We start from the raw sequence: 12,522 nt of genomic DNA, 5'->3' as shown, positions 1-12,522 counted from the left end.
AGAGAAAACATGGCTGGTAAGGACGTCAAGTTCAACACCGATGCGCGCGACCGTATGCTGAAAGGCGTGAACATCCTCGCCGATGCGGTCAAGGTCACGCTGGGCCCGAAAGGCCGTAACGTCGTCATCGACAAATCCTTCGGCGCGCCGCGCATCACCAAGGACGGTGTCACGGTTGCCAAGGAAATCGAACTGTCCGACAAGTTCGAGAACATGGGCGCTCAGATGGTCCGCGAAGTCGCTTCGCGCACCAATGACGAAGCCGGCGACGGCACCACCACTGCGACGGTTCTGGCCCAGGCCATCGTTAAGGAAGGCATGAAGGCGGTTGCCGCCGGCATGAACCCGATGGATCTGAAGCGCGGCATCGATCTGGCCACGGCAAAAGTTGTCGAGTCGATCAAATCCGCGTCGCGCCCGGTCAATGACAGCGCCGAAGTCGCGCAGGTCGGCACCATCTCCGCCAACGGCGAAGACTCGATCGGCAAGCAGATCGCGGACGCCATGCAGCGCGTCGGCAACGAAGGTGTCATCACCGTCGAAGAAAACAAAGGCCTCGACACCGAAGTCGAAGTCGTCGAAGGCATGCAGTTCGACCGCGGCTACCTGTCGCCCTATTTCGTGACCAACCCCGATAAGATGGTTGCGGAGCTGGAAGACTGCTACATCCTGCTGCACGAGAAAAAACTCTCCTCGCTTCAGCCGATGGTTCCGCTGCTGGAATCGGTGATCCAGTCGCAGAAACCGCTGCTGATCGTCGCTGAGGACGTCGAAGGCGAGGCTCTGGCCACGCTGGTCGTCAACAAGCTGCGCGGCGGTCTGAAAATCGCGGCCGTCAAGGCGCCGGGCTTCGGCGATCGCCGCAAGGCCATGCTGCAGGACATCGCGATCCTGACCGGCGGTCAGGTCATCAGCGAAGATCTGGGCATGAAGCTGGAAAACGTGACCGTCGACATGCTCGGCACCGCGAAGAAAGTTTCGATCAACAAGGACAACACCACCATCGTCGATGGCGCCGGTGAAAAGGCCGAGATCGAAGCCCGCGTCGCCCAGATCCGTCAGCAGATCGAGGAAACCACCTCGGATTACGACAAAGAGAAGCTGCAAGAGCGCGTGGCCAAGCTGGCTGGCGGTGTTGCCGTTATCCGCGTCGGCGGCATGACCGAAATCGAAGTGAAAGAGCGTAAGGACCGCGTCGATGACGCGCTGAACGCAACCCGCGCCGCCGTTCAGGAAGGCGTCGTTGTGGGTGGTGGTGTCGCGCTGGTTCAGGGCGGCAAGGCTCTGGAAGGTCTGACCGGTGCAAACTCCGATCAGGACGCAGGCATCTCGCTGGTGCGCCGCGCCCTCGAAGCGCCGATGCGCCAGATCGCCGAGAACGCCGGTGTTGACGGTGCGGTCGTCGCGGGCAAGATCCGCGAATCCAACGACAACACCTTCGGCTTTAACGCCCAGACCGAAGAATATGGCGACATGTTCAAGTTCGGCGTTATCGACCCGGCCAAAGTCGTCCGCACCGCACTGGAAGACGCTGCTTCCGTTGCCGGCCTGCTGATCACCACCGAAGCCATGGTCGCCGAGAAGCCGGAGCCGAAAGGCGCCGCCGGCGCGCCCGACATGGGCGGCATGGGTGGCATGGGCGGCATGGGGATGATGTAATCCCCTGCCCTTCATGGCAGAAAAGAGAGGCCGTCCCCCGGGGCGGCCTTTTTCTTTTGCGCAAACACAGGGCGAGCGTCCAACCGCGGGTTGACGCTTATACCGTTTCCGCTGTGTTACTTTATGGCGCAGGCGCGTCGGACCGGTGTTCTGTACGGACCGGCGAAGAAGCGTCCGCCCCGGGTGCGGTCGGACGCTCGCCCGGCGGGCTTCGCCCTTGTTCCGGGCGGGGTGTGGGCATCTGGGGAGGGGTTTGCGAACGCTAAGGAAACTGCGCCGCGACGCCTACCCCCTCACATCCCCCTCGACCCCCATCGACTTGCACAGCGACTGGAAGCGGGCTTCGGCCACCTCTCCGAACAGGGCGCGGCCGGTTTTGGTGAGCGTCAGTTCCAGCCGGTCTTTCTTCTTCGACAGCTTCAACTCCCCCGCCTCTGACGGGTCCTTGATGGAGAACATCGCACCAAAGCGCATCGCCTTGCCCAGCACCTCCGCCGACTGGAGTTCCTCGTCCGAGAGCATGGCGAACATCGGGGCCATCGACGCGCCGGAGCGGGAGTTCTTGTAGCGATGCAGCAGCGACAGGCCGAGGAACACCCGCTCGGGATGCGACAGCGCGGCCATATTGGCGCGGGTGACATTGTCGAAACAGGCATCGGCGCGGTAGTCGGGATGGGTGCGCCAGGTCGTGTCATGCAGCAGGCAGGCGGCGCGGATCAGGCGGTCGCGGGCCGGGGTGGCGTCCTCGAACAGGGGTTGCAGGAACTGATACAGCTTCTTGCCGAAACCCGGCATCCGCGCCATCTGCTTTTCCGTGAACCGCGCCGATTCCAGCAGCGGATCGCGGGCGCGCAGCGTGTCGGACATATGTTCGTAAAGCAGCCCCTCACGAATGCCATATGATGAGATGGCGAGTTCCCTGGGCCGGAACGTCTCCACCAGTTGCCGCAGGACGAGGCTTGCCAGCGGGACCAGCTCCATCCGCGAATTCGAGATGCCAACGCGGGAGCGCAGCGCCTGCAGATCGCTTTTCGCGATCCAGTTCACCGTCTGCTCGACCGCTGCGGGCGACATGACATATTCATGCAGCACCGTCATCGGATAGGCGGTGCGTTCCATATCCAGCCGCGCAATCGCCCGCCACGATCCGCCGACCAGATAGATCCGGTCGTGATCGGTGCCGACCGCAGCCGCCAGCTTCTCCATCACCCCGCGGATATGTTTGCGCAGCCCATCCTCGCCGCCCTTGACCTGTTGCAGGCGGAAGGGCCCGAGTTGAGAGGTCACGCGGCGGCCGACATTGCCCTTGCCGTCCAGCTCCGCCAGCTCCAACGAGTTGCCGCCGATGTCGCAGACCAGCCCTTTCGCCTCCGGCCAGCCGAGCAGCACGCCCTGAGCGGAAAGCCGCGCCTCCTCCTCACCGTCGATCACATTGAGCTTGAGGCCGGTTTCCTTCTCCACCCGTTTGCGGAAATCCGGGCCGTCCTTGGCATCGCGCACGGCAGCGGTCGCCACCACGGTCATCGGGCGGACCTTCATTGCGTCGGCAAGGGCGGCGAAACGGCTCAGCGCCTCGAACCCGCGTTCGATGCCGTCGGGATTCAGCTTGCCGGTTGTTGTCATGTCCTTACCAAGACCGGCCATGACCTTTTCGTTATAAAAATACGCTGGCGAGCGCGCCGCGCCGTCAAAGATCACCATGCGGATGGAGTTGGAGCCGACATCCACAACACCGACACGCGACAGCGCGCGGGCGGAGGCATCTTCGAACAACCCCTCGAACGGATCATGGTTTTTCGCCTTGCCGTTCATCTGTCCTGCCTCCTGCCGAATATCGGCGATTGTCCAGCTTCGGAAGTCTTGTTTCTCAATCGGAACTATGGGTCAAGGCGGGAACGTCGCCCGCGCCCGCGCGACCGCGACCGGACAGCGAGGGGTTTTCCATAAAGAACCTATGGCAGTTGAACAAATCGTCCCGATCTGCTGGCAAATGGCGCAGATAGCGGCCATCGGGCTGCAAAATCCAGCTTTGCGCCTCATCCGCCATATTCGCGGCCATAATCTGACTGACGATCTGGGCCTTCACGGTTTCGTTCATACACTCGACCTGGGTTTCAACGCGCCGGTTCAGGTTGCGGCCCATCCAGTCGGCAGAGCTGAAGAACACCCGCGCCTTGCGCGACGGCAGCCCGTGACCTGCCCCGAAACAGACGATGCGGGAATGTTCCAGAAACCTGCCGATGATCGACTTGACCCGGATATTTTCCGACAGCCCGGCAATGCCCGGACGAATGCCGCAAATGCCGCGAATGACCAGATCGATCTGCACCCCGGCCTGCGAGGCGGCATAAAGCGCATCGATCACATCCGGCTCGATCAGCGAATTCATCTTGGCCCAGATCGCGCCCGGACGGCCGGCACGCGCCAGTTCCGCCTCACGCCCGATCATCTCGATCAGCCGGTCCTTCATGCCAATGGGTGAGATGGACAGGTTTTCCAATCCTTCCGGCTGGACGTAACCGGACAGGAAGTTGAACACTTTCGTCGCATCCCGTCCCAGTGCCGGATCACAGGTGAACAGCGACAGGTCGGTATAGATCCGCGCCGTGATCGGGTGGTAATTCCCGGTGCCGTAATGGGTATAGGTGACGAGCGCGTCGCCCTCACGCCGAACGACGGTGCTGATCTTGGCGTGGGTCTTGTAGTTCACGAAGCCATAGACGACATGCGCGCCCGAGCGTTCCAGCCGCCGCGATTGGCGAATATTCGCCGCCTCGTCGAAGCGGGCGCGCAGTTCGACCAGCGCGGTCACGGATTTCCCCGCCTCCGCCGCCTCGCACAGCGCCTCCACGATCGGGCTTTCGCGGCTGGTGCGGTAAAGCGTCTGCTTGATCGCCAGCACATTCGGATCGCGCGCCGCCTGCGTCAGATAGCGCACGACCATGTCGAACGTCTCATAGGGGTGATGCAGCAGCATGTCCTTCTGCCGGATCGCGGCGAACATATCGCCGTTGTGATCCTGCACCCGCTCCGGCACGCGGGGGGTGAAGGTCGGCCATTGCAGATCGCGCCGCTCGTCAAGGACCAGCTCCTTCAGATCGGCCACGCCAAGCAGACCGGAGGCCTCAACCACCTCTTCGGGGCTGGCATGCAGCTCATCCATGATGATCCGGCGCAGGTTTTCCGGTGCACCCTCGGTGATCTTCAGCCGCACGACAGAGCCGCGGCGGCGGCGTTTCAGCGCGGTTTCGAACTCGCGCACCAGGTCTTCGGCCTCCTCCTCCACCTCCAGATCGGAATCGCGCAAGACGCGGAAGGCGCAATGCCCGGTGTTCCGGTAACCGGGGAAAAGCCGGCCGATATTCATCAGCAGCAGATCTTCCAGTGGAAGGAAACGCGTGCTGTGCGGCAGCCGGATAAACCGCGAAAGCTGCCCCGGAATCGGCAATAATGCCTGCATCCGCCGCCCGTCGCTGCCCCGCGTCAGTTCGAGCGCCAGCGAGAACCCGGCATTCGGAATGAAGGGGAACGGATGGGCGGGGTCGATGGCCAGCGGCGACAGGACCGGCAGCACCTGATCGAGGAAATAGCTTCTCAGGAACCCGGCGTCTTCATCGGTGATCCGGTCACGGGTCAGGATGACAATCCCCTCCTCCGCCATCTCCTGCCGCAGCCCATTCCACACCATCTGCTGCGCGCCCATCAGGCGGCGCGCATCGGCATTGATCAGTTCAAGCTGCTGCCCCGGCGTGCGGCCATCATGGGACGGCGTGGTGCTTCCCTCCCGCTCCAGCTCGCGCAGACCGGCGACGCGGACAGTATAGAACTCGTCCAGATTGGTGGCGGAGATGGCCAGAAAGCGCAAACGCTCCAGCAGCGGGACACGGGCATTCCGCGCCTCGTCCAGCACCCGCCAGTTAAAGCTGAGCCAGCTGAGCTCACGATTGAAAAACCGGGCCGGGCCAGTCGGTGTGCCCGATTCCAGTGTCTGCCCGGCAGGGGGCGGGTGTTTCAGAAAGTCAGCCTGGGTCATAGAGAAATAATACTTGTCAACCAGTTAGTTATGCACGGAAAAGGCCGGTTTTGTCCAGCCATTGAACTAACCGTTTTGCAGGCGCGAGAGAATTTCACCTGCGAGCACCCGCGTCAACCCACGATGTTGCGACATGGTCTCATTATCCAGCGTCGCGACAAGACGGCGGGCAAGACCCAGATCCCGGTCCATGCGCGGAACAAGCCACTCAACCAGCCCATGCGGCACAGCGACCTGCCGGTCGGCGAAGAGTTTCACCAGAACGGAGGCCAGCAGCGCCTCGTCCGGGGCCTCGATCCGGGTCACGGGCATGGCATTCATCCGGCTTGCCAGATCCGGCAAAGAAAGCCCCCAGCTTCGCGGCGCGTTCCGCGCGGTCAGCAGCATCCAGCATTCCCGCGCGGCGCAGAGGTTCCAGATATGGAACAGCGCCTGCTCTGCCCCCGCGGCCTGTGCGACCCGATCAGCGTCCTCGATCACGATTGCACTGCCGTCAGCGACCATGTCGTCGGCCCGCTCGGGCTGCAACGAACCCGCCGAAAAGCGCCGCGCCCCGGTTTCCGAAGCCCAGATCGTTGCAAGATGGGTTTTGCCAGACCCGTCCGGGCCAATCAGCAGCATCCTGCCCTGCGGCCAGTCCTGCGGCGCGTCAAGCGCGGCCACGGCAAGCGCATTCGCCGGGGTAACCAGAAAATCATCCCGCCCGAGCGCCGGGGCGTGGGGCAGATCGAGGATCAGTTGCCGCGCCAAATTCAGCCTGCCTTGCCGCCGTCGATCCTGCCGCCGCTGCTTCGGTCTGCACGATGCCGCGCCAGCGTTCCCTCCGGCGCGATTTCGACCAGCACCGGCGCTTTCGGTTCCGGCTCGCGCCGCCGCCCGGTATAAAGCGGGCTTTCCACATAACGCTCGGTCATAAAGCGGACCAGCACGCCAAGCGCTGCCGCCAGCGGCACCGCCACCATCAGCCCGACAAAGCCGAAAAGCGCGCCGAACACCGACAACGCCAGCAGCAGCCAGACCGGATGCAGCCCGACATGGTTGCCGACGATCTTGGGTTGCAGGTAATTCCCTTCGACCACCTGCCCGATCACAAAAATGGCTATGACAGCCCCGATCCAGACCGGCTCCCCCCAGAAATGGAACAGTGCCACCCCGATGGCTGTCGCCCCGCCGACCAGCACCCCGACATAGGGGATGAAGGAGAGCAGTGCTGCACCCATGCCGATGGCCAGCCCATAGGGCAGACCGACCGCCATCAGCCCAAGCGAGTAGAACGTGCCGAGGATCAGCATCACCGTCCCCTGCCCGCGCAGGAAGCCAGACAGCGTATCGTCAATCTCACGCGCCAGCCGCCGTATCGTCGGGGCATGCTGGCGCGGCAGCAGCCCGTCGACCCGCGCGATCAGATTGTCCCAGTCCAGCAGCAGATAGAACGCAACCACCGGCACAATGACCAGCAAGGCGATCACGCCCACAAAGCTCGCCACCGATCCCAGCACAGAGCCGATCACCGCCCCGCCCTTATCCGCAATCACCGATGACAGATCGTTCAGCGCCGCGCGGATCGTACCTCCCTCGGGCAGCAATCCGGGGAAGCGCTGCGTGACGAAGACCTGAAACTCCTGAATCATGCCGGGAATGGAATCGATCAGTTGCGAGACCTGACGCAGCAGCAGCGGACCCAGAAACAGCACGAAGGAAATAAACCCCAATGCCGCGATCAGCGTGATCAGCACGACAGCGGCGGTCCGGTTCAGCCCGGCACGCTCCAGCCGGTCGGCCAGCGGGTCCAGCAGATAGGCGACGCCCGCGCCGATGATGAACGGCAGGATCGCCTGCCCCAGAAACCACAGCACCAGCATCAGGATCAGCGCCGCCGCACTCCACCAGATCACCTGCGACCTTGTCGACATTTCCATTTTGCGCCCTTTGCCTCGCTGTTTCGGCCCTCTATATCGGGGGCATGGGTGATTACGTCAATCTGATGAAACTCTGCGTCGGTGCGGAAGGCCCCGAAGAGCTGGAGGCGTGGCAGGCGAAGCGCTATGGCGACGCCCCTGCCTGCCATGTGACGCGGATGTGGCCCAAGCGCGAGGCCGAGTTGCTGGCGGGCGGATCGATCTACTGGGTATTCAAGGGCACGATGCTGGCCCGGCAACGCCTGCTCGGGCTGGACGAGCGCATCGGCGAGGACGGCATCCGCCGCTGCGCACTGATCCTGGACCGCGACCTGATCCGCGTCGCCGCCGTGCCGCGCCGCCCGTTCCAGGGCTGGCGCTACCTGAAAGCCGAGGACGCGCCGCCCGATCTGCCCAAGGACCGCGCCCATGACGACGCGCTTCCTGCGGCACTTGCTGCTGAGTTGGCCGATATGGGACTGCGCTGACGCTTGACGCGCGCGCGGCCTTGCGATAGCCGGGGCGCATTGCGGGTGTAGCTCAATGGTAGAGCAGAAGCTTCCCAAGCTTACGACGAGGGTTCGATTCCCTTCACCCGCTCCAGCTAAAAATCCAAGCCTATGTCAGCCTCACTGGCTGAGGCGCTTTTCCCTCCATCATCAAGGGCCAGCAGAGATAGCGCATCATCGCGCTCGCAGCCATTCCCCCTCCCATTCCTATCGCCATTGCCGCCAGGACCGATTATCTGTTCACGAGAACAGCGAGGAATGCCGATGAAGGTCCTGATCCTGCCCGACCGCGCCGCCGCCATCGCGCGCGTTGCCGAGATTATCGTGGCGCAGGTCAGCTGCGCACCCGCCTCGGTTCTGGGGCTGGCGACGGGCGGGACGATGCTGCCGGTCTATGCGCATCTGCGCGAGGCGCATCGTGGCGGGCTGTCGCTGGCACGGATCACCAGTTTCAATCTTGACGAATATGTCGGGCTGCCGCCGGATCACCCGGCCTCCTATCATTGTTACATGCGGGAAAACCTGTTTGACGGCACCGATGCCGACGCGGCGCGGATTCACCTGCCACGCGGCGATGCGCCCGATCCGCAGCAGGAGGCAGACCGATATGAGGCGAAAATCGAAGCGGTTGGCGGGATTGATCTGCAACTGCTGGGCATCGGGCGGAACGGGCATATCGGGTTCAACGAACCGACCTCAAGCCTCGGCTCCCGAACGCGGGTCAAAACCCTGACGGAGGACACGCGGATGGCGAATTTGCGCTTCTTCGACGATGAAGCGCAGGTGCCACAATTCGCCATCACGATGGGTATTCAGACGATCCTGTCCGCCAGACACTGCCTGCTGCTCGCCACAGGCAGGAAAAAGGCTGCCGCCGTGCGGGGGATGGTGGAAGGGCCGGTATCGGCCTTCTGCCCGGCCTCCGCGCTGCAGATGCATCCGCGTGCGACCGTGGTGCTGGACCCTGACGCGGCGGAGGCACTGACGCTGCGGAACTATTACGACCATATCCATCCCGGCGGGCGGTCACGGCTGTATTCCGAGCTGCACAGGGGCTGAGCCTGCCGCAGGACGTGCGGCCCAACCAAGGGCGACCTTCAGCCCAGCTCAGCGGAAAGCTGATGCAGGAGGTCCATGAACTCCTGCTGCGCCGGTGTCGGCTTCCACCCCGTCCTTGTGCAGAGGCCGACGCTCAACGGCGCTGGCGTCACCGTCGTCGGCAGGACCGACAGGTCCTCACACCCCGTCGCCGAGGCGAATTGCTGCTGCGGTATAGCGGCGAGATAATCGCTCGACCGCAGCAATGCACGCATCAGCGTCTCCGACGAGGTAACGATGGCGCGCTGGAGGATGTTTTCGGGCAGAATATCCTCAAGGCTCTTGCGCACCGGGGCACCGACAGGCGGGATGACCCAGGGATAACCCGACATCTGCTCCGGCGTGACCGTATCCGTTCCATGCAGCGGGTGGTCTTTCCGTGCGACAATGACGACCTTGCTGTCGAACAAATTCTGGTACTGGAAATCGCCGTTCTGCGTCCGCGTTTCCTGCAGGCCGAAGATCATGTCGATCTCCCCACGCGACAGTCCCGTCGACAGGTCACTATAGCGTCCATCAATGACCTCGACCGCCAATCCGGGCCGCGTGGCACGGAATCGCCGGATCGCCATCGGCAGCAGAACGCCCTGCGACATCGGCAGCGCGCCGATGACCAGACGGCCGCTGTCACGCCCTGCCATCTGCGCCAGCTCCGCCTCTGCCTGCGCCATCTCGGTAAAGGCAAGCCGCGCTGCCTGTGCAAGCTGTCGGGCCGCCCGCGTGGCGACCAGCCGATGCGCCGTCCGCTCGAACAAGGGAATGCCCGCCGACTGCTCCAGCAGGCTGGTGGAACGGTGTACCGTCGGCTGCGCCAAGCCAAGCTGCCGGGCGGCGATGGTGAAGTTCTCCACCTCAGTAACTGCTATAAGTGCAGCAAGTTGCGGGCGGGTCGCCTGCAGCCGGATCGCCCGCGACATATCGGCCATCGCCGCATCCAGATAAGCTAGCGCACGGGTTGCACGAAGCGCCATGACCTCGCCCGCCTCGGTCAGGAATATGCCCTGCGGCGTGCGTTGCAGCAGCGCGATCCCCGCGTCGCGTTCCAGCTTGGTCATAGCCTGGGTCACAGCAGGTTGCGATACGTTACACAATTCCGCCGTGCGGGTGATGGAGTGCGTTTCAGCCAAGGTCTGAAACATGCGTAAATGACGAATGCTCGACTGCATCTAAATCCCCTTAGATGCAGCAAAAATACCTAACTATTTGCCGTAACACCATGATTTTTATACTATAGATTTTACTTTGGTCTGATTGATCCGCGTTTTGAGCCAATCTTTGCGCATGACCGGCAGCGGGACCGAAACAGGCCACAGCATGGCGATTACAAATCTTACAACGCATGAAATTTCAGCCACAGCATCGGCTGCGCCTTTAAAAACAGGGTTTCGTGTGCATCATTCCAGCGATCCCGCAGAACCAGTCGTCATGGCGGCCTGACCACGGCAGACATAATGAACTACTTCACCAAGCGTTTAACAGGCACTGGCATTAGCCGACTGCATGACGCAGGGGAAACTACAGGGCGGCAGACCTATTATGCTATGAAGTTTTGCATAGAATTCGTCATTCGGAATATTGCGGCAGTGACTGTGAAATGCGGGCGCGAAAATACCCGGGTCGGACAGTCGCGCGCCAGGCTTGGCCGGTGCCGGGCTCAAGCACAAAAAAAGCCAAGTATTTTCGCCGCTTGGCGACCCTGAAGATAGCCTCTGCTTTCGCGCGGGCATTATCCGCGGCGAATGCGCCCACTTCTCGAAAGCCACTGATTCGGTTGCCTTTTGATCCGAACAGATCGCGGCAGGGGTCCCCGATCTGACTCGGGAACCCGGATTTTCAACGCATCGCGCCGATGATCACTTGATCTGGATAAGGAACGGAACCTGGAAGGAGACCGACTGACGATGCGGCGGGGCCGGCATGCGCGGCAGCCGGGCGGCCTGACGGGCCAGCGAATTGTCGATCTGTCCATTGCCGGTCGAGCTGGCCAGCCGCGCCGAGGCGGAGCCGTTCGGCTGGATGGTCACGGTAACCACAGCACGCACCTGCCCCCGACGACCGCCGCGAACCGATGTGCGGGACATGTGGCGCGTCACCCGTGCGCCAACCTGTGCCGTCCAGTTGGAGATCTGCGACTGGCTGACGCCCGTGCTTTTCGGCTGCGCCTTGCTGCGACCGCCCCCGCCACCACTCGCCGCCTGCTTGCGTGCGGGCTGTTCGCTTTTCTGCTGCGCGGGCTGGGCCTTCTGAGGCGCCGCCTCACGCCGTTTCTGTTGTTGCGGCTGTGCCTGCTGCTGACGCTGCTGCTTCGGCTCCTCGCGCCGTGTCACCTGCGGTTCAGGCTTGCGCCGCTCCGGCCGGGCCATCGGGCGCTCCGAAGCGGTCAGCGCCAAGGCCGAATCCGGCAGCAGATCGGCAAACTCCGTGATCGGCGGCAGTTCCGTCATCGGCGGGGGCTCGAAGGCCGGGGCGGGCACGGGTTCGGGCACGAGATCGGCGAAATCCTCGACCGGGGGAAGCTGGGCGGGTTCAGGCGGGGTGAAATCCGCAGGCTCCGGCACCTCCTCCACAGGTTCCTCCTGAACCTCCTCCGCAGCAGCGGCAGAGGCCTGCGCCGTATCCGTCACCGGCTCGCTCGCATCAATCGGCGGACCGGGCGGCGGCTCGGGGATAGGTTCAAGCTCGATGAAAACCGCCTCCGGCGCCTCCATCCCGTTGCTCTCACGCGAAAGCTGGATAATCATCGCCCCCGCTGCGACATGGGCTGCGAGAACCGCGACACCCGCGCCGCCCCAGCGGAACGCATCTTTGCCAAACCCGGTCATTGCTCCGACCCGGACGGCACAGCAGCCGGGGCTGCCGCATCCTGACCCGCCGGCCCTGTCGCCGCGCCCGTTTCGGCGGCACTGGCTGCGCTGTTGCCGTCCATCCCGACGAGGGCGATCTTGGTATAGGCACTGTCGCGCATCCGGTTCATGACATCCATGACATCGCCATAGCTGACCGACTTGTCGGCCCGCAGATAAATCCGCGTCTCCCGGTCGCCATCGGTCGCCGCCTCCAGCGCCGCTGTCAGACCGCCTTCGGGGATCGGCTCATTGCCCAGCATCAAGGTCAGATCAGGCGTCACGGTCAGCCATACCGGCTGGTCCGGCCGCTCCGACGCCGCACCGCGCGAGGCGGGCAGGTCGACATTAATATCCACCGTGGCCAGCGGAGCCGCGACCATGAAGATGATCAGCAGCACCAGCATGACATCAATAAACGGCGTCACGTTGATTTCGTGATTTTCCTCAAGCGCGTCGTCTTCCTGGAATTTCGCGGCCAT

Annotated in this window: 11 protein-coding genes and 1 tRNA gene; 5 read left to right on the top strand and 7 right to left on the bottom strand. The window is 63.2% G+C overall.

Annotated elements, in window-relative coordinates; translation table 11 throughout:
- Nucleotides 1–9: 9 nt before the first annotated feature.
- The gene (groL, locus tag PAF12_RS05685; RefSeq protein WP_271109078.1) at nt 10–1,659 is read left to right on the top strand and encodes a chaperonin GroEL; all 1,650 of its coding nucleotides are present in this window, start codon (nt 10–12) and stop codon (nt 1,657–1,659) included.
- 285 nt (nt 1,660–1,944) lie between these two features.
- Here groL and PAF12_RS05680 read toward each other — a convergent pair whose 3' ends face one another.
- From PAF12_RS05680 to PAF12_RS05665, 4 genes are all read right to left on the bottom strand, one after another.
- Entirely contained in the window at nt 1,945–3,471 is a 1,527-nt protein-coding gene (locus tag PAF12_RS05680; protein WP_271109076.1) for a Ppx/GppA family phosphatase, read from the bottom strand.
- Between the two features lie 55 nt (nt 3,472–3,526).
- Entirely contained in the window at nt 3,527–5,692 is a 2,166-nt protein-coding gene (locus PAF12_RS05675; RefSeq protein WP_271109074.1) for an RNA degradosome polyphosphate kinase, read from the bottom strand.
- Between the two features lie 66 nt (nt 5,693–5,758).
- Complete coding sequence (locus PAF12_RS05670; protein WP_271109073.1) at nt 5,759–6,442, bottom strand: chromosomal replication initiator DnaA; 684 nt, start codon at nt 6,440–6,442, stop codon at nt 5,759–5,761.
- Nucleotides 6,443–6,444: 2 nt separating this feature from the next.
- The gene (locus PAF12_RS05665; protein WP_271109072.1) at nt 6,445–7,611 is read right to left on the bottom strand and encodes an AI-2E family transporter; all 1,167 of its coding nucleotides are present in this window, start codon (nt 7,609–7,611) and stop codon (nt 6,445–6,447) included.
- A 44-nt stretch (nt 7,612–7,655) separates the two neighbouring features.
- Here PAF12_RS05665 and PAF12_RS05660 point away from each other — a divergent pair, with 44 nt between their 5' ends.
- From PAF12_RS05660 to nagB, 3 genes are all read left to right on the top strand, one after another.
- Entirely contained in the window at nt 7,656–8,078 is a 423-nt protein-coding gene (locus PAF12_RS05660) for a DUF1489 family protein (protein ID WP_271109071.1), read from the top strand.
- Nucleotides 8,079–8,119: 41 nt separating this feature from the next.
- Nucleotides 8,120–8,193 (top strand) — tRNA-Gly (locus PAF12_RS05655).
- Between the two features lie 170 nt (nt 8,194–8,363).
- Complete coding sequence (gene nagB, locus PAF12_RS05650) at nt 8,364–9,158, top strand: glucosamine-6-phosphate deaminase (RefSeq protein ID WP_271109070.1); 795 nt, start codon at nt 8,364–8,366, stop codon at nt 9,156–9,158.
- A 38-nt stretch (nt 9,159–9,196) separates the two neighbouring features.
- On the opposite strand, the gene PAF12_RS05645 is transcribed toward nagB, so the two are convergent.
- Entirely contained in the window at nt 9,197–10,363 is a 1,167-nt protein-coding gene (locus PAF12_RS05645; protein WP_271109069.1) for a LysR family transcriptional regulator, read from the bottom strand.
- Nucleotides 10,364–10,448: 85 nt separating this feature from the next.
- Here PAF12_RS05645 and PAF12_RS05640 point away from each other — a divergent pair, with 85 nt between their 5' ends.
- A complete protein-coding gene (locus tag PAF12_RS05640) occupies nt 10,449–10,634 on the top strand; it encodes a hypothetical protein (protein ID WP_271109067.1) in 186 nt (61 codons plus the stop codon).
- Nucleotides 10,635–11,050: 416 nt separating this feature from the next.
- On the opposite strand, the gene PAF12_RS05635 is transcribed toward PAF12_RS05640, so the two are convergent.
- Both PAF12_RS05635 and exbD read right to left on the bottom strand, forming a co-directional pair.
- On the bottom strand, nt 11,051–12,019 hold the full coding sequence (locus tag PAF12_RS05635; protein ID WP_271109065.1) for a TonB C-terminal domain-containing protein: 969 nt from the start codon (nt 12,017–12,019) through the stop codon (nt 11,051–11,053).
- Nucleotides 12,016–12,522: a TonB system transport protein ExbD gene (gene exbD, locus PAF12_RS05630; RefSeq protein ID WP_271109063.1), complete on the bottom strand. Its 507-nt coding sequence runs from the start codon at nt 12,520–12,522 to the stop codon at nt 12,016–12,018. Before exbD ends, PAF12_RS05635 begins: the two co-directional genes overlap by 4 nt.

Origin of the sequence: Paracoccus sp. SCSIO 75233 (assembly GCF_027912675.1) — a bacterium.
GTDB lineage: Bacteria > Pseudomonadota > Alphaproteobacteria > Rhodobacterales > Rhodobacteraceae > Paracoccus.
This window is presented reverse-complemented; position numbering and strand designations above follow the sequence as displayed.